The 16817-nt window shown below is 69.0% G+C and carries 15 protein-coding genes; 8 read left to right on the forward strand and 7 right to left on the reverse strand.

Annotation, left to right across the window (positions count from 1 at the left end; translation table 11 throughout):
- The first annotated feature begins 47 nt into the window (after positions 1-47).
- On the forward strand, positions 48-1277 hold the full coding sequence (locus ACQEXA_RS48390) for an IS701 family transposase (protein WP_432923500.1): 1230 nt from the start codon (positions 48-50) through the stop codon (positions 1275-1277).
- A gap of 514 nt (positions 1278-1791) precedes the next feature.
- On the opposite strand, the gene ACQEXA_RS48395 is transcribed toward ACQEXA_RS48390, so the two are convergent.
- Positions 1792-2358, reverse strand: coding sequence for a CGNR zinc finger domain-containing protein (locus ACQEXA_RS48395; RefSeq protein WP_432924105.1), 567 nt, complete (start codon positions 2356-2358; stop codon positions 1792-1794).
- A 454-nt stretch (positions 2359-2812) separates the two neighbouring features.
- On the opposite strand from ACQEXA_RS48395, the gene ACQEXA_RS48400 reads away from it, so the two are divergent.
- From ACQEXA_RS48400 to ACQEXA_RS48415, 4 genes are all read left to right on the forward strand, one after another.
- Complete coding sequence (locus tag ACQEXA_RS48400) at positions 2813-5200, forward strand: ATP-binding cassette domain-containing protein (protein WP_432924103.1); 2388 nt, start codon at positions 2813-2815, stop codon at positions 5198-5200.
- A 539-nt stretch (positions 5201-5739) separates the two neighbouring features.
- Positions 5740-7863: a SpoIIE family protein phosphatase gene (locus ACQEXA_RS48405; RefSeq protein WP_433133044.1), complete on the forward strand. Its 2124-nt coding sequence runs from the start codon at positions 5740-5742 to the stop codon at positions 7861-7863.
- A gap of 177 nt (positions 7864-8040) precedes the next feature.
- Entirely contained in the window at positions 8041-8391 is a 351-nt protein-coding gene (locus ACQEXA_RS48410) for a hypothetical protein (protein WP_359400163.1), read from the forward strand.
- 313 nt (positions 8392-8704) lie between these two features.
- Positions 8705-9289 carry a DUF1707 SHOCT-like domain-containing protein gene (locus ACQEXA_RS48415; protein WP_433133046.1) on the forward strand — a complete coding sequence of 195 codons (585 nt, stop codon included), beginning with the start codon at positions 8705-8707 and terminating at the stop codon, positions 9287-9289.
- Positions 9290-9473: 184 nt separating this feature from the next.
- Here the strand turns inward: ACQEXA_RS48415 and ACQEXA_RS48420 are convergent, their stop codons facing one another.
- Both ACQEXA_RS48420 and ACQEXA_RS48425 read right to left on the reverse strand, forming a co-directional pair.
- Positions 9474-9854: an alpha/beta hydrolase gene (locus tag ACQEXA_RS48420; RefSeq protein WP_433133048.1), complete on the reverse strand. Its 381-nt coding sequence runs from the start codon at positions 9852-9854 to the stop codon at positions 9474-9476.
- 9 nt (positions 9855-9863) lie between these two features.
- Positions 9864-10139 (reverse strand): hypothetical protein, encoded by a 276-nt coding sequence (locus ACQEXA_RS48425; protein ID WP_432924094.1) that lies wholly within the window; start codon positions 10137-10139, stop codon positions 9864-9866.
- A gap of 167 nt (positions 10140-10306) precedes the next feature.
- On the opposite strand from ACQEXA_RS48425, the gene ACQEXA_RS48430 reads away from it, so the two are divergent.
- On the forward strand, positions 10307-11530 hold the full coding sequence (locus ACQEXA_RS48430; RefSeq protein ID WP_433133050.1) for an MFS transporter: 1224 nt from the start codon (positions 10307-10309) through the stop codon (positions 11528-11530).
- 88 nt (positions 11531-11618) lie between these two features.
- Here the strand turns inward: ACQEXA_RS48430 and ACQEXA_RS48435 are convergent, their stop codons facing one another.
- From ACQEXA_RS48435 to ACQEXA_RS48445, 3 genes are all read right to left on the reverse strand, one after another.
- A complete protein-coding gene (locus ACQEXA_RS48435) occupies positions 11619-12974 on the reverse strand; it encodes a purple acid phosphatase family protein (RefSeq protein WP_433133052.1) in 1356 nt (451 codons plus the stop codon).
- Between the two features lie 676 nt (positions 12975-13650).
- The gene (locus ACQEXA_RS48440) at positions 13651-14199 is read right to left on the reverse strand and encodes a DUF1062 domain-containing protein (RefSeq protein ID WP_432924089.1); all 549 of its coding nucleotides are present in this window, start codon (positions 14197-14199) and stop codon (positions 13651-13653) included.
- Between the two features lie 276 nt (positions 14200-14475).
- Positions 14476-14874 (reverse strand): OsmC family protein, encoded by a 399-nt coding sequence (locus tag ACQEXA_RS48445; protein WP_432924087.1) that lies wholly within the window; start codon positions 14872-14874, stop codon positions 14476-14478.
- A 364-nt stretch (positions 14875-15238) separates the two neighbouring features.
- Here ACQEXA_RS48445 and ACQEXA_RS48450 point away from each other — a divergent pair, with 364 nt between their 5' ends.
- Both ACQEXA_RS48450 and ACQEXA_RS48455 read left to right on the forward strand, forming a co-directional pair.
- Positions 15239-16003: an alpha/beta hydrolase gene (locus ACQEXA_RS48450; protein WP_432924085.1), complete on the forward strand. Its 765-nt coding sequence runs from the start codon at positions 15239-15241 to the stop codon at positions 16001-16003.
- Positions 16004-16145: 142 nt separating this feature from the next.
- On the forward strand, positions 16146-16271 hold the full coding sequence (locus ACQEXA_RS48455) for a hypothetical protein (protein WP_432924083.1): 126 nt from the start codon (positions 16146-16148) through the stop codon (positions 16269-16271).
- A gap of 45 nt (positions 16272-16316) precedes the next feature.
- Here the strand turns inward: ACQEXA_RS48455 and ACQEXA_RS48460 are convergent, their stop codons facing one another.
- Entirely contained in the window at positions 16317-16796 is a 480-nt protein-coding gene (locus tag ACQEXA_RS48460) for a DUF6210 family protein (protein ID WP_432924081.1), read from the reverse strand.
- Positions 16797-16817 lie beyond the last annotated feature (21 nt).

Consider the following 16817-nt stretch of genomic DNA (forward strand, 5'->3'; position numbering starts at 1 on the left):
GTTACCTTGGGTGAGTAGCGGTGTGTCGTCTCTCGGAGGTGAGGGGAATGACACCGCAGGAGCTCACGGAGGCCCAACAGCGGTTGGAGTCGCTCGCGGCCGAGGTGTTCGGCTCGTTCGGGCGGGTGGATCAGCGGCGGTGGGGCGAGCGGTATGTGCGGGGGCTGCTGGGCGCGGGGCGGCGCAAGTCGATGGAGCCGATGGCCGCCCGGCTGGGGGTGGACCGGCAGGGCCTGCAGCAGTTCCTGGCCGACTCCCCGTGGTCGCACCAGATGGTGCTGGCCGAGCTGGCCTGGCGGATGGAGCCGGCCATCCACCCGGCAGCCTGGGTGATCGACGACGTGTCCTTCCCCAAGGACGGTCATGCCTCCCCGGGGGTGGCCGCGCAGTACTGCGGCGCGCTGGGCAAGACCGCCAACTGCCAGGTCGCGCCGAGTCTGCACCTGGTCACCGACGCCGCCTCCTGCCCGGTGAACTGGCGGCTGTTCCTGCCCGCCGAATGGGATCCGGCCACCGCAGACGAGCCCGAGAGCGCCGTCCTGCGGCGCCGTCGGGCGCGCGTCCCCGATGAGGTCGGGCACGTGCCGAAGTGGCAGCTGGCCGTGGACATGGTCGACGAGCTGCGCTGCTGGGGCCTGGATCCGCCGCTGGTGGTGGCCGACGAGGGCTACGGGCAGGACGGGGCCTTTCGCCTGGCACTGGAGGAGCGGGAGATCGCGTATGTCGTCGGGGTGCGGTCGGATACCGCGGTGTTGCCCCAGACGGCGGCGCGCACCGCCCCGCCGTGGTCGGGCACCGGGCGGCCGCCGGTGCCCTGCTACCGGGACAAGCCGGTGTCGGTCCGCGAGATCGTGCTGGCCGCCGGGCGCGGCGCACGGCACCGCGTCACCTGGCGGCGCGGCTCGAAGGGGCCGCTGCGCTCGTACTTCGTCGCGCTGCGGGTCCGGCCGGCCGGAGCGCGGGTCCGCCGGGCGCACCCCGGTGAGGACCTGCCGGTGTGCTGGCTGCTGGCCGAGTGGCCCGCCAAAGAGCCGGAGCCGACCAAGTACTGGCTGTCCACCTTGCCCGCCCACGTTCCCCTGCGGCGCCTGGTGCGGCTGGCGAAGATCCGCTGGCGGGTCGAGCACGACTACCGGGAATTGAAGACCGCCCTGGGGCTGGGCCACTTCGAGGGACGCACCTACCAGGGCTTCCTGCGACATCTCACGCTGGCCTCGGTGGCGCAGGCGTTCTGCACCCTGGAGCGACTGTGCCCGCCAGCACCGGCCACGGTCTGACGATCTACCAGGTCGTGGCCGGGCTCCAAGTCCTCCTCGTCTGCTGGGCCGGGGCGTGCCCCACCTGCCGAAGACCCTGGCCCTGATACGACACGCTCGCCCCCTACCTGACCAAGCCCTACTAGGGCCAGCCTCTCCAGCGCCTCATGGATGGATTTCGTGCGGTGCCGTGGCCGGTCTCCTGGCTGACGGGGAAGTCCTGTGCGCTGCCGGCCCGGCTCTCGGGGCCGTCCTGCCCCATTCCGCATTCAGGAGCATATGCTCTTAAATGCGGACGAGCACAGACTGCGGTCCCCAAAGGGAGCTGAGTCACAGTGTCGAGTCCCGCGCCCCCCTTCCCGCGGGAAGGGCAGTCAGCGCTCGTCCAACTCCGGACCCTGGATGAGTCCGAGCTGCCCGAGGGCGTACAGCCGTACTCCTCTGTGTGCGCGGCACGGCCACCGGCTGAGGCACTCTCGGCGACTACGCCGCGGTCACGGCGACGGCCGGCCCTGTCGTGCTGGGGAGGTCGCGCCTACGACGCGTTCTCGGCCCGCTGCCGTGCCCTGTAGGCCCGCGGATTCGCCGCGTCGCCGCAGACCTTGACGTCGTGCCAGACCCCGCTGTTGTTCCTCGACCGGTCGAAGAACGCGGTGCCGCACCGGTCGTTGCGGCACATCCTCAACCGCGGCCAGGTCCCGGCCTGTTGGGCCTCGAAGATCTCGATCAGGGCCAGGGCTGCGACCCGCCGCCACCCGGTGCCACGCGGTTCCAGGTGGACCTTTCCATTCCCGCCGAGCTGCATGGCGATGGCCGCCGTGTGCAGCGGGGGAAGTGCGGCGTCGCGGCCCTGTCCGGTGGCCCGGCGCAGATCGTCCCGGAAGGCTCGCAGCTCCTCCTGGTCCCGAGGGGCGAGCTCGATGCCGGCCAGGGGAGTGCCGGTGACCCGGCTCCACTCGGGCAGTGCCTGGTCGAGCCAGGCCTGAGCCTCGGCGGGATCCGCCAGCAGGCCGGCCGTGCGGGGCTTGCCGGCGGAGATCGTGGGCGAGGGCCCTTCGCCTGCGGTGACCGGACCGGTCAGAAATGGAGAAGCCAAGGTCACCCGGCCACGTCTAGCCTGACCGCCATGGGCATCACCGTTCACTGGACCTTCCTGCCGCATGACGACCCCGACGCATCCGCGGCCTTCCAGCGAGGGTGAAGGCGAAGTCCGCGAGATCGACGCGCTGCCGACAGGCGTGGAGGGTGAGGTCCGTGGCGCAATCCGCTGCGACGTGCGTGAGCCGGCCACGTGCCGCTGGTTCCGTCCGCATCTTCCCCCGCCGCATCCAGGCTGGGATGCCCGTCCGTCAGCTGCCGCACGATGGCAGCCGGCCGGTCGGACGTCTGGCCGGCGCGCTCCGTACGGCCGCGGTCCAAAGGCTCGACGCGCCGAAGCGGCGAGGCCGCCTTGGCGCCTTCGCCGGGCGCGCCCCAGGACGACGTCAGCCGGTCGGAAGCCGCACCACGCCGGTCGACACCGCCGATAAGGTAAACAGCCGACAGATGGAGACACGATGAGCATGGCCATGAGGACCGACACGCAATCGCCTGCGCCGTACGTTGCCGACAGTCACGATCTGATCCGCGTGCACGGCGCGCGCGAGAACAACCTCAAGGACGTCAGCATCGAGATCCCGAAGCGACGGCTGACGGTCTTCACCGGCGTCTCCGGTTCGGGCAAGAGCTCATTGGTGTTCGACACCATCGCCGCGGAGTCGCAGCGACTGATCAACGAGACCTACAGCGCTTTTGTGCAGGGCTTCATGCCGACGCTGTCGCGACCCGAGGTGGACGTCCTCGACGGGCTGACGACCGCGATCATCGTCGACCAGCAGCGGATGGGGGCCGACCCGCGATCCACGGTCGGTACCGCCACCGACGCCAACGCCATGCTGCGCATCCTCTTCAGCCGGCTCGGACAGCCTCACATCGGCCCGCCCAGCGCGTACGCCTTCAACGTCCCCTCGGTCCGGGCCAGCGGTGCGATCACGGTCGAGCGCGGTGACAAGAAGGCGGTGAAGGCGACCTTCACCCGCACCGGCGGCATGTGTCCCCGCTGCGAGGGCCGGGGTTCGGTCACCGATCTCGACCTCACCCAGCTCTTCGACGACTCCAAGTCGCTCAACGAGGGCGCGATCACCGTCCCCGGCTACAAGTCGGGCGGCTGGAACTACCGGCTCTACAGCGAGTCGGGCCTCTACGACGCGGACAAGCCGATCCGCAAGTACACGAAGAAGGAACTGCACGACTTCCTCCACCGCGAGCCGACCAGGATGAAGATCGCGGGAATCAACATGACCTACGAGGGTCTGATCCCGCGGATCCAGAAGTCGATGCTCTCCAAGGACCGGGAGGCGATGCAGCCGCACATCCGGGAGTTCGTGGACCGGGCGGTCACGTTCACCACCTGCCCGGAGTGCGAGGGGACCCGGCTCAGCGAGGGAGCCCGGTCGTCGAAGATCAAGGGGATCAGCATCGCCGACGCGTGTGCGATGCAGATCAGCGACCTGGCCGAATGGGTCCGCGGGCTCGACGATCCGTCGGTGGCGCCGCTGCTCACCGCGCTGCAGCACACGCTCGAGTCGTTCGTGGAGATCGGGCTCGGCTACCTCTCGCTCGACCGGCCCGCGGGCACGCTGTCGGGCGGTGAGGCACAGCGCGTCAAGATGATCCGTCACCTCGGCTCCTCGCTCACCGACGTGACCTATGTCTTCGACGAGCCCACCACCGGCCTGCACCCCCATGACATCCAGCGGATGAACGACCTGCTGCTGCGGCTGCGGGACAAGGGCAACACGGTGCTCGTCGTGGAGCACAAGCCCGAGGTCATCGCGATCGCGGACCACGTCGTCGACCTCGGCCCCGGCGCCGGTACGGCGGGCGGCACCGTCTGCTTCGAAGGCACCGTCGAGGGCCTGCGGGTCGGCGGCACCATCACCGGCCGCCACTTCGACGACCGGGCCTCCCTCAAGGAGACGGTGCGCAAGTCCACCGGCACGCTGGAGATCCGCGGCGCGGCGACACACAACCTGCAAGGTGTCGACGTCGACATCCCGCTCGGGGTGCTGGCCGTCGTCACCGGTGTCGCCGGCTCCGGCAAGAGCTCGCTCGTCCATGGGTCCATCCCCGCCGGCGCGGGCGTGATCTCGGTCGACCAGAGCCCGATCCGGGGCTCGCGGCGGAGCAACCCGGCGACGTACACCGGACTGCTCGAACCGATCCGCAAGGCGTTCGCGAAGGCCAACGGCGTCAAGCCGGCGCTGTTCAGTGCCAACTCCGAGGGCGCCTGCCCCACGTGCAACGGCGCCGGTGTCGTCTACACCGACCTGGCGATGATGGCCGGTGTCGCCTCCACCTGTGAGGACTGCGAGGGGAAGCGCTTCGAGGCCTCGGTCCTCGACTACCACCTCGGCGGTCGCGACATCAGCGAGGTGCTGGCCATGCCGGTGACGGAGGCCGAGGAGTTCTTCCGCGCCGGCGAGGCGCACACGCCGGCCGCGCACCGCATCCTCGAGCGACTCGTCGACGTCGGGCTCGGCTACCTCGCCATCGGCCAGCCGCTCACGACGCTGTCCGGCGGCGAGCGGCAGCGGCTCAAGCTGGCCACCCATATGGCCGACAAGGGCGGCGTCTACGTCCTCGACGAGCCGACCGCCGGTCTGCATCTCGCCGACGTCGAGCAGCTGCTCGGCCTGCTCGACCGGCTCGTCGACTCCGGCAAGTCGGTCATCGTCGTCGAACACCACCAGGCGGTCATGGCCCACGCCGACTGGATCATCGACCTCGGTCCCGGCGCAGGCCACGACGGCGGGCGGATCGTCTTCGAGGGCACACCCGCCGACCTCGTCGCCGCCCGCTCAACCCTCACGGGCGAGCACCTCGCGGCCTACGTCGGCGCCTGACCCGGTTCCTTGAGGACGCGGTGAGACGAGTCCGTTCATCCGCTCGGACTCGTCTCGCTCACGGAGCCGACACCCACTGCGGTGCGCCGGGCGCGGTGGCTCTGGATGCTGGTCACCGTTCGGCGGGCGTATCGTCCCTGTATGGGCGGCGCCGACGTGCCCGTAGTGCTGACGCGGTGCTGCGCAGCCGGGGCCGACGGGCCCTGGGCACCGGCGCCGGGCATGCGTCCCGGCAGGTCGATACGGTGCGCGGCTTCGGTGGCAGCAGGCCGCCCAGGTGCGTACGACGATGACGCAGGCAGCCGCAGATCCGGTGCAGAGAGGCAGGCCGCGGCGCTGCCGGCGTCTGTCATAAGGCCGCAGCAGGCCGGGGGAGGCTGCCGGCCCATGGTTCCGCGCCGACCACGTGGCCGATGCCGACGGGTCGGCAGGGAGCCGACAGGGCGGAGTGCGACGCCGGTCCGGGCCTGAGCGCCCGGCCGCCCTGGGGTTCAGTCCGGCCCAGGACCGTTCAGGTTTCAGGAGGGCGGTGAAGAGGTGTGCAACGACTTACCGCCCCTGGTTCCGTCTCGGGTTGGGCAGACCTGGACGGTCTCCTGCGCCGCCTCGTGCAGGATGCCGGTCCCTCGGGCGGCATGCTGTTCCTCCTGCCGCCGGGGGAGCGGGTGCTGCAGTTGGCGATGGTGTACGGGTCCTCCTGGCACATCGTCGCCCCCTGGGCGCGGATCGGGGTGGACGAGGCGATCCCGGCAGCCGAGGCGGCACGCGAGCGGCGTCTGGTGTGGGTAGGCAGCCCGGAGGAGCTGGCCACTCACTACCCGAGGCTCCGGTTCGTGGTGCCGCACGACCACGTGGTGGCGGCAGCGCCCATCATCACCGGCGATGCCGTGTGGGGTACGGCGTGTCTGCTGTGGCCCGCCTGGCACCCACCACGGCTGGGCCCGGACGAACGCGAGGCGCTCGATGTCTTCTGCCGCCAGGCGGGCCCGCTGCTTCAGCGGGCGGCCGCCCGCAGCTGTCCCCTTCTGCCGACGGCCGAGCCGCGGGTGCTGGAACCGGTGCGCTCCTGTATCCCGGACCGGGCCGAAGCCCTGGCCGCCCATGCCTTCGCCGCCCGCCTGCCCGGGGCGCTCTCGATGGATCTGGAAGGCCGGATCACCTACCTCAGCGAGGCAGCCGCCGACCTGCTCGGTGACGGCGTCGCCTCCGGCCTGCTGGGCGTACGCCCGTGGGAGCATCTTCGCTGGCTCAGCGATCCCACCTTCGAGGATCGTTTCCGTGCCGCGGTCATCAGCCGCCGGCCCACCGTCTTCACCGCCCTGCGCCCACCGGATCGGCGGTTGTCCTTCCACCTCTACCCCGACGCCTTCGGCGTCAGCATCGACATCGCTCCTCTCCCGCACGATCCGGCCGCCGCGTCCGAGACGTCCACCCAGCCGCCCGCGGGACCGGCCGGGGCCGCGGCGCTGTACCACCTCATGCACCTGGCGGCGACCCTCACCGAGACGGTGGGGGTCAAGGACGTGGCCGACAGGGTCGCCGATCAGCTGGTGCCCGGTTTCGGTGCTCAGGGCCTGGCCTTGATGACGGTGGACGACGGACGACTGCGGATCGCCAGCCACCGCGGATACAGCCGCGCGTTCGCGGCCCGCTTCGACGGCGAGTCGCTGACCTCGCACACACCACGCGTACGGGCACTGACGACAGGGGCCCCGATCTTCTTCTCCAGCTTCGCCGAGTTCCAGCGCGTCTACCCCGGAGCCGTCCGCTACGGCGACAGGAACGCGTGGGCGTTTCTGCCGCTGATCACCTCCAGTCGTCCCATCGGCCTTTTGCTTCTGTCCTACGACCGGCCCCGGCACTTCCCTCCGGCCGAACGGACGATCCTGATCTCGCTGACCGGCCTGATCGCCCAGGCCCTGGACCGGGCCCGCCTCTACGACGCCAAGCACACGCTCGCCTGCACCCTGCAAAAGGGCCTGCTGCCGCAGAAACTGCCCCGGATCCCCGGTCTGCAGGTCGCCGCCCGCTACCTCGCCGCCGGCCAGGGCATGGACATCGGCGGCGACTTCTACGACCTGATACGCGGCGACGACACCAGCGCCTACGCGGTCATCGGCGACGTCCAGGGGCACGACGTGCAGGCCGCCGCCCTCATGGGGCAACTCCGCACCGCCGTCCATGCCCACGCTGCCGTCGGTATGGAGCCCGGCGCACTCATGACCTGTACGAACCGGCTCCTGTGCGATCTCAACCCAGGACTCCTCGCCAGCTGCTTGTACGCCCACCTCGACCTGACCCGGCACTGTGCCCGACTGGCCGTCGCCGGACACCCCCCGCCGCTGCTTCGCCACCCTGGCGGCCGCACCGAAACCCTCCTGCTGCAGCCCGGCCCGCTCCTCGGCATCACCCCGGATGCCGACTACCCCACTGCCGACATCCCGCTGCCCCCGGGCACCACCCTCGCCATGTACACCGACGGTCTCATTGAGGCTCCGGGGATCGACATCGACCACGCCATCGCCGGCCTCGCCGATCAATTGGCCCGCGCCCGCGACGGCGACAGCATGGAGACTCTCATCGAGGCACTCCTCCATCGGGCGGCACAGACCATCACCCCCACCGACGACATCGCCCTGCTCCTCATACACACCACGACGTGATCCGCGGGCCGCGGAACTCGCCCCGTGTTCAAGTGAGTCTCATGCCGCCTCCCGGGCGGCGCGCGTGCGGTCCGCTGCACCATCCGGCGGCGGTCGTGGCCGTTCGCGGGGCGCCCGTTCGGAGTTGTCCGGGCGGGGGGGCTCCGATCGGCCGCCGCTGCGGCGTACCGTGCCCGCATGGAGCAGCGAGAGATCATGCAGCGAGTGGTCGGCATCCTGACGGAAGCGTTGGAGATGCGGCGCCAAGCCCGCGAGAATCCCGACGGTGGGCTGATGCAGAGCGAGGCGGTCTCTTTGCTGCTCGAGGAGATGCTGCCGAGGATCGAGGTGCCTGCCGACGCGAGCGCCCAGGAGGTCGCAGGGGCCGTCAGCCGGGAACTCGGGCCTGCCATCGTGCAGATCGCCTCGGCATTCGCGCTCGCTTTCGTGCAGCTCGCCGAGCTTCACGATCAAGGGCGTACGGACGTGAGTTCGGCGGACGTCCTGCAGTCGATCTCTCTGCACTTCGAGACCGGGGCGGACACGTAAAGCCGTCTGGCGGTGGGTCAGATGAGCGCGTCACCGGCGCCCGCTTCCACAGATTCTCCGGGGCACGCGGTCACTGGATCGTCGGAAACGCCGTCAGCTGATGCTCGCGGGCTGGCCCGATCGGCCGACACCTTCGCCGTCGGCCAAGCTGAGCCGATCGCCGTACTCCGTGATCATCAGCTTGGACAACCGACCCATGCCCGGCTCTGGCCGGAGCCGTCTTGTGATTCTCCCGACGGAAGATCAGGCTGGGCCCATGACCGATGACAAGTTGTCAGGCGGCGACGGTGCCGGGGAAGTGTCCGCAGCTGACATGAGGGCTTCACACGCCGACCGGGACCAGGTCGTGGAGATCCTCCGCGATGCCGCGGGTGACGGTCGGCTGACGTCGGAGGAGCTCGACGAGCGCGTAGAGGCGGCGCTGAGCGCGCGCACCATCGGCGAACTGGCCGGGCTGACCCGCGATCTGCCGATCTCTCTTTCTCCCGCCGACTCGAGCACGCGGTCGACGGACGTGGTGGAGATCAACCAGCGTTTCGGCACCCTGCACCGGACCGGCTCCTGGGTGGTCCCGCGCCGGATGGACATCCGGATGGTCGGAGGTGACGTCAAACTCGACTTCACCGAGGCGGTGATCGGTCAGGACACCCTCGATATCGATGTCGATCTGAGCATCGGCGGAGATCTGGTGATCGTGACCAAGCCGGGCATCGTGGTGGCGACCGATGAACTGAACGTACGGGTGGGCGAGGTCAAGGTCCGCACGACCAGTGCCGGAGCGGATGTGCCCGTCGTGCTCCGGGTGAAGGTGACCGGCCGACTGCGCGGCGGTGACGTGGTGGTCAGGTACCCGAGGCGGACGCTCGCGCAGTGGATGCGCGGAGAAAGCCCAGTCTGAGACGCCGCACAGGCCACGGCTCCTCGCCACCTCCTGACCAGCAGCGTGCGCGCCGCGCCGGCGCATGTCGGCGGGGAGCGATGCCGGAAGGCCGGCTGCGGGAGAACTCTCCGGCTTGAAGCGGCGGGGAGGGGAAATGGAGCAGCGCCCGCGCCATTCCCGTCCCTCGCGAGTCAGAGAGGCCTCAGTCCCGGTCGGTGGCCCGGCCGGTGAGGTACTCCTGGAAGAAGGGCGCGACCTCGGCCACGGCGCGCTCCACGTACTTGGGCACGTCGTAGAAGTCCATGTGGGTGCCGCCGTCGACGACCACGAGCTTCTTGGGTCCGCGCACCCGGGAGTGCAACTCGGTGGTGTGCCAGAGCGAGCCCGCGTCACTGCCGGCCACCATGAGGACCGACTGGGTGAGCAGATCCTCCACCAGGTGGAAGGCGTCGAAAGCGAAGATCTTGGAGATGCGCACGTCCTCGACCTGTGCCGCCGGGTCCTCCAGGTGATGCGGTTCACCACCGCTCTCACCCTGGTGGGAGGCGTCGAAGGCGAGCGCGACAAAGCCCTGATCGGCCATCCTGCTCGCTTACAGGCCCGCGGTCTGCTCCTTCACGCCACCGCCGGGGTGGACGGTGACGATCGCAGCGTAACTGCCCTCGGGGTCGAAGTCCGCCGGAAGGTAGAGGTTGCCCGCCATGGTGATCGGGCCGTTGAGGAAGGTGACGGCGTCCACTGGTCGTTCCCAGCTGTCGTTGCGGTGAAGGGCCCGGCCGGTCGGGTCGAGCCCGTACGTCCGGGCTGCGCCGCTTTCGCCGGTGTGGGAGAGCCTGCTTGTCGGGGGTACCAGCAGTGCCCCCTTCACTCGGCGGAACGAACGCCACCAGTACGGCGCCGCAGGGCCGCCGAGCCAGGAACTCGGCTCCCGTTCCTTCTGCCGGCTGCTACGAAGCTGCTGGCCTTGCGGGGCAACTGCTACAATTCCCTCGTTGGCCTTCGGCGCTTCAGCGGGTGCGTCCGGAGGCTTTTTTCATGCCTCCAGACACATCCGCGCACATCGCGCCTCCCACCACCGGCTACCGTGCCCTGCTCCAGAACCGAGAGTTCGCCGGCTTGTACGCCGGCTTCACACTGACGGTCGCCGCAAGCACGTTGTCGGGCTTCGCGCTCGGCACGCTGGTCGACCACCAGACGAAATCCCCGTTCCTGACGGCCATAAGCATGTACGGCGCCACGTTCGCGACGGTGCTCGGTGCCCTGACGCTGATGTCGGCCGCGGACGCGAGCCGTCCTCGCCGGACCCTGGTCGCACTTCAGTGGGTGTCGCTGGTGGGTATCGCTGCCCAGGCGACGCCGGGCCTGCCGCTGTCGGTCCGGTTCGGTCTGCTCCTGGTGCTGGGCCTGTTCCAGTCCCTGGCGACCGGAGCGCGGATGGGGTTGCTCGCCGAGGTCGTGCCGGTCTCGGCGTATGTGCCTGCCCGTTCGCTCATGAACGTCACCTCGGGCGGCATGTCCGTGCTCGGCTACGCCATCGGGGCCGTACTGCTGCGGTATCTGAGCCCGCAAGGGGTCTTCGTCGTCGCAGCAGCCTTGACCGGCGTCGGGTTGGTCGTCGTCGCCACGGCAACCCGCGAACACTCGATCCGTACGACCCCTCGCCCCGGACTCCGTCAGACCTGGACAACGAACGTCGCGCTCTTCTCCCACCCCGGGCGGCGGGCGCTGCTGCTGAACCTGTGGGTCCCCAACGGCCTGATCGTAGGCTGCGAGGCTCTGTTCATCTCCTACGCCCCGGACCAGGCCGGCGCCCTCCTGGCGGCCGGATCTGCAGGCATGCTTCTCGGGGACCTGAGTGTCGGACGACTGCTCACCGCCGACCAGCGACGACGCTGCGCGTTCGCCCTGCGGCTGCTGCTCGCCGCGCCCTACCTGCTGTTCACCCTCCACCCGCCCCTGCTGGTGGTGACGGCCGCGGTGTTCATTGCCAGTGCGGGGTTCGCAGCCACCTTGCCGCTCCAGGAACGGCTTCTCGCGCTGACCCCCGACGCGGTGCGCGGACAGGTCCAGGGCGTCGAGTCCGCAGGCCGCATGACATGGCAGGGCATTGGCGCAGCGATCGCCGGCGGCATCGCACAACACCACTCCCCAGCGACGGCCATCGCCGTGCTGGCCGCGATCTCCGTCGCCATCACCGTCTTCTCCCGGCCGTTCGTGGTTCGCGCCCATGTGGTCCGGGTCGAGAAGGTCAGTGCATGAACACCACGGTTGGCAGCGGTCTGCGCCGGCGTCCAGAGCCCTGAGGTGCGGGGGCGGTGCCTGCTGGGCACCGCCCCCGCGCCGTTGTTCAGTGACGGCCGTCCGACCGCTTGCGGTGCAGGGTGAACTGCTCGAAGACGCTGAGCTCACCATGCGGCTTGTTGACGTTGTAGTACGTCACGTGCATCCGCGTGGTGTCACCCGGGAAGCGGCCGGGATCGACGGTGAAGGCCGCGAAGCCGTAGGGGTGGTCGACATCGCGCGTGCCCATCCAGATCGCCTCCTCCTTGGCGTACACCGAGGTGTGACCGCCGCCGGGGTTGCTGGTGACGGCGGTGATGACCTTCGCCGTGCCGTCCTTGAAGAACGACTGGTTGGTCGTGCCCGACACACCACCACCGCCGAGCACCATGTGCACGGTGCCCATCGAGGTGTCGATGTTGTCGGTCGCCTGGGAGACCGGGTTGGGAGTGAGCGTCTCACTGCCGGAGACGACAACGCGCACGGCGAGCGACCGCTCGTAGTTGTGCTCGTGGCCGCACACCACCAGGTCGACGCCGTACCGGTCGAAGAGCGGCCCGTAGTGCTGCCGCAGCCCGAGGTCGGCGCCGCTGGCGTCAGCGGAGCTGATCATGACCTGGTGCATGGCGACGACCACCCAGTCGATGTCCTTTGAGGCGCGGGCGGCGCGCAGCTCCTTCTCGAGGAATGCCAGCTGGCGGCCTCCGGAGTAGCCGCTGACGTAGTAGTCGCTGGCGTCCTGCAGGCAGTAGTCGTCGTTCTGCAGCGCGATCACGCGGACCGAGCCGGCAGTGAACGCGTACCACAGACCGGCCAGTTCGGGGTCGGTCTCGGTGGACGGCAGGGTGAAGTACGCCTGGTAGGCACCCATGCCGATCGGACCGTTGCCGGACTCGATCTCGTGGTTGCCGGCCGCGGGCATCCAGGGGCGGAATCGCGCCGAACGGAAGTTGTTCGCGAAGAAGTTGCCCCAGATACGCACCCGGTCGACATCCCGGTTGGCGTAGCACAGGTCGCCGTTGAGCAGGTGGAACAGCGGTGCGACCTGCTCGATGCCGGCAACGATGTCTTTGCTGGCGGGCGTGGAGTTGTTGTCGGTCACAACGCTGCCGTCGGCAGTCCAGGACACATGCGGTGCCGCCTGGTCGCCGAAGCTGGTGAAGGTCAGGGGCGCCCGGCCGCGGGGGGCGGTCCGGAAGCTGCCGCTGTCCGGCGTGGTGCCCTCGTGCGCGGCCAGGTAGATGTAGTCGGTGCCGGGCTTCAGCCGTGACAGCGACGCGTGATGAACGTACACGGTGCGCCCGGACTTGCCGTCGACGTACGTGCGGGTCTGTGCCTCGGCGCTGTTGCCCAGCCCGTGCTCCAGCGTCCCGTACATGACGCGCGGGCGCTGCACCGGACCGTCGGTGATCCAGGAGACCACGAGCGGATGGCGTCCCGGCCGCACACGCTTTACCAAAACTCTGTCTTGAAAGAGCACGGTCAAGCGCCGGTTCGGCGGCGCGCGGCGAGAATGCCCAGGCAGTGGGGGTCGAGGAGCTCTTTGGGCTTTGAAATCACGGATTTTCACGGTCCGTCAGGTCTTTACCGGTGAGCCGCCGACGCCACACCGAGGCTACAACCGGTCGGGGGACGCTCTTCACATACTGGGGGCTAGGGCGCCGTTCACCGTCCTGCCCGATGGCGGGGTCCGATCGGCAGCAAGGTGTGGGTGAACAGGTGGTCGGCCACGGTGTCGCCGAACGTGAGGGCGTCGGTGAGGTCCCAGTGATAGTGCACACGCAGCCATTGGCGGTTCCGCGCCGCGGAGCGTGGACGCTGCGGGCGGCTGTCTGCCCTCGGCCGACGACCTCGTGACCGAGTTCGAGGCGTGGATCCGGGCCAACCTGGAGCGGGACATCGGCGTGGCGGACGCGGCAGCCGCGCTGGGCACCACACGGCGCACGCTGGAGCGCCGTGTCCGGGACCGGTTGGGCCTTTCCCCGTACGCCTTGGTTCGGCGGCCACCCACTGATCCGTCGCGTCAACAACGCCTCAGGTCAATACAGTTAGGGCCTGTCCGGCGGATCTGCCGGACAGGTCCCAGTCCTGAGGAGGGCTCAGCGTTTGAGCGTGAAGGTGAAGTCGCCGGAGAGCTTGCCGCTCAGCCGGACTGCCGAAACGAGTTTCCCCTCCGTGATCAGTCTTTCGACCTCGGCCCGTGAAAGACCGCAACCTTCAGCGATCAGTCGCACCGGCCGGACAGGAATCCGCGCCGCAAAGCGGACCGAGACGTCGATCACCTCGCGGTCCAGGTGATCCGATCCGCCGGTGTCGAGGCGCCAGGCGTTGTCCCAGTCGAGAGCGATGTGATTACGGCGCCGCACGACCGGATCCTGGAGCAGCTCAGCTGTCAGGCCAAGGTCGTTGTCATGCAGCCGGTCCAGCAGTTCGGGTCGTACCGAGCGCACATTCATCCGTTCCAGGACCGTGAGCTTCGCAGTTTCCCCGCAAGAGGTACAGAGCGCGAGGAGCCAGGCGTCGATGAGCTTGTGGTTTGCGTTGACGCGAAATTTACCGCTTGCCCGGAAGCGCTCGGACGCGCACGTATGGCAACGGCGGAGAACGAGAGGCAGGCAGGTGGGCATGACCACCCAGTCTTCGAGCACAGAAGTACACCGATTCCAGTGAGAAGTCCGCAGCAAAAAGCAGCGCGGCGCACATGTGCGACGCGCGACAAATCAGCGCTTGGGAGGTCTCACAGGGTGTACAACGGCACGTCCTTGACTAGACGACTTGGTCCGGCAGCACGGTAACGGCGCACAGCGGCGCTGCTCCACTGGTTTTCGAGCGCCCCACCGCCAGTTTGACGACGGTGAACGGCGATCAACCTGACGCGGAGTCGGACGGGCCTCCGCGCTGTCGCGCGGGGCTCGCCTTGCGCCTCAGCCCGCCGAGCGGGTGACCGCGGCACCCTGGCGCAGGGCGCGGGGGATCTCGGCGACCTCGTCGACGGTTGCGATCAGTGCCGCGATGGTCGCCTGTGGCGCGTCGCTGTCGACCTCGACGGCGTAGGAGATGCCGGTCGACTCCCATCTGGAGGTGTCGAAGCCGCCCTCCGCCCGCACCCGGACACCTCGCAGTTCCACCCCGCCGGCCGCGGCCTCGCGGTAGAGGTCGTTGAGCACGCACGCCGCCACCGCCAGGTTCAGCACGTGGCCTCCGGTGAACGCCGACCGTACCCCGACGCCGCCGGGCGTCCATCGGTGCGGGAGCCGGACGTCGTCGCCGTCCTCCTTCAGAAACGACCCCGCACTTGCCACCACCGCGAATTGCTCATCCATGAACTGCCTCCCGTGGCCGCTTGCGTAGCTGCATCCCAACCCGGATCCGTCCACGCATCATGGCGCAACCCGGGGCGACAGGTGGGGACTTCGGATGCCGGTGTCCACCCCGGCACGATGCTCCTTGCGCTCACACCGCTGACCATCACTCTGCCGGGAGTTGCGATCACACGACCGGGGAAAAGGGTTGGACGGGCTGATCATCGGGCTTGTAGTGTCCGGGACACCGTGACCGAAGCGAGGAGGTGAGACCCATGAACGATCTATCGATGTGGGTGCTCCCCCTTCCCATCACGGCCGGGCGATTGACGTAGGTGTCGCCGGGGGCGCCTCGACAACAGGGCACTCCCGAAGGGCAACACCTATGTACTCTCTGCAGTTCACCGCAGAATCATCGGCAAACGGCATGGTCGAACGTGACTTCACCGTGGGCGAGATCCCCGGCGTCCTCTGGTCGCCGGCCTCCGGCGCCGGTCACGCACCCCTGGTGCTGATGGGGCACGGCGGCGGTACGCACAAGAAGGCCCCGGCCATGGCGGGCCGTGCCCACCTCCTCGTGACCGGCTGCGGCTTCCACGTCGCCGTCATCGATGCACCCGGTCACGGCGACCGGTCGCGCACGGCGCACGACGAGCAGGAGACCGCCGCGCTGTTCCGGGCGAGGGCGGCGGGCGAGCCGGAAGGCCCGATCGTCGTCCGTTACAACGCCCACCTGGCGGAGCTCGCCGTGCCGGAGTGGCGGGCGACCCTGGACGCTCTCCAGGAACTTCCGGAGATCGGCACCGATGGGCCGGTCGGCTACTTCGGCATCAACATGGGCACCGCGATCGGGGTGCCGTTTGTGGCAAGCGAACCCAGGATCACGGCCGCTGTCTTCGGTCAGCACTGGCCCGATGTCCTGGCCGAGAAGGCGAAGCAGATCACCATCCCGATCGAGTTCGACATGCAGTGGGATGACGAGCACATCCCGCGGGAGGCCGGTCTCGCACTGTTCGACGCCTTCGCCTCGAAGGAGAAGACGTTGCACGCCAACGCGGGCAGGCACAAGGAGTTGCCCAGGTTCGAGGCCGACAGCGCGGTCCGGTTCTTCGCCCGGCACTTCGGCCGAGCGGTCACGTCGCTGGCCTGACGTGTGCGGTTGCGGCGCATGGCTTGCCGGCCGGGCGCCGCGACCGCGGCCCCGGGTTGAGGCTGCGATGCCAAGCGTGGCGTGATGCACGCCGTCGACTTACGAGTGGCAGTCGCGAAGGATCTATGTCTGGTGCGAGTCCATGGACGCGGCCCGGGCCTTCCTTCGTCATGTTCTCGGTGGCTTCGACGGCCTCATCGACACCAACCACTTCGAGATCCTGCCGGCGAATCAGTTCCTCGCGGACCGGTACCCGGGATGGGATTGACGTCGCCAACCAAGCACGGACCTTCGGTAGAGCGTCTCAGGAAAACTAATCGGAGTTCTCCCAGACGAGAACTCCGGGACCATCCGGTGTCACCACTGGAACCCACGCCTCGTCGACCTCAGCGAGGCGGGACTCGTCGAGCACCAGCGCGGTGGGGAACAGATCTTCGCGGTTCGCCGACCCGTAGACATGGAACGCCACTGCAGCCCTGAGCCGATCCAGCAGGTCGGTCGGCCAGTCCAGCCGGCGTGCTACCCACCCTTTGAACTCTTCGACGAAGATCGCCTTGAGCTCCTCGTCCAGCGCCCGCCCGAGTACCGGGAGCAGGTAACCCTCCTGTGCGTACGGAATGCAGCGAAGGCCACCGCCTTGAACCTCGTAGACCACCCCTGTCGGCGCCGCCACGATGACGAACACCCACCCCTGACCGGAGCCCGTCCCGTCAGGATCGAGGGAGATGTACCGCTTGCCATCGACTCCGCCAGCCACGACCGGCAGCGTCGCACAGAACCAGACCAGGCGCACACCAGTGCCGTGTCAGGCAAC

The sequence above is a fragment of the Streptomyces sp. CA-106110 genome, assembly GCF_050936285.1.
Taxonomy (GTDB): domain Bacteria; phylum Actinomycetota; class Actinomycetes; order Streptomycetales; family Streptomycetaceae; genus Streptomyces.

Excerpts from the sequence above, each read along its gene's own strand:
- ACQEXA_RS48450 (WP_432924085.1), top strand. The coding sequence starts at position 15,239 with ATGTACTCTCTGCAGTTCACCGCAGAATCATCGGCAAACGGCATGGTC.
- ACQEXA_RS48430 (WP_433133050.1), top strand. The coding sequence starts at position 10,307 with ATGCCTCCAGACACATCCGCGCACATCGCGCCTCCCACCACCGGCTAC.
- ACQEXA_RS48415 (WP_433133046.1), top strand. The coding sequence starts at position 8,705 with ATGAGGGCTTCACACGCCGACCGGGACCAGGTCGTGGAGATCCTCCGC.
- ACQEXA_RS48390 (WP_432923500.1), top strand. The coding sequence starts at position 48 with ATGACACCGCAGGAGCTCACGGAGGCCCAACAGCGGTTGGAGTCGCTC.
- ACQEXA_RS48420 (WP_433133048.1), bottom strand. The coding sequence starts at position 9,854 with ATGGCCGATCAGGGCTTTGTCGCGCTCGCCTTCGACGCCTCCCACCAG.
- ACQEXA_RS48410 (WP_359400163.1), top strand. The coding sequence starts at position 8,041 with ATGGAGCAGCGAGAGATCATGCAGCGAGTGGTCGGCATCCTGACGGAA.
- ACQEXA_RS48455 (WP_432924083.1), top strand. The coding sequence starts at position 16,146 with ATGGACGCGGCCCGGGCCTTCCTTCGTCATGTTCTCGGTGGCTTCGAC.
- ACQEXA_RS48445 (WP_432924087.1), bottom strand. The coding sequence starts at position 14,874 with ATGGATGAGCAATTCGCGGTGGTGGCAAGTGCGGGGTCGTTTCTGAAG.
- ACQEXA_RS48400 (WP_432924103.1), top strand. The coding sequence starts at position 2,813 with ATGAGCATGGCCATGAGGACCGACACGCAATCGCCTGCGCCGTACGTT.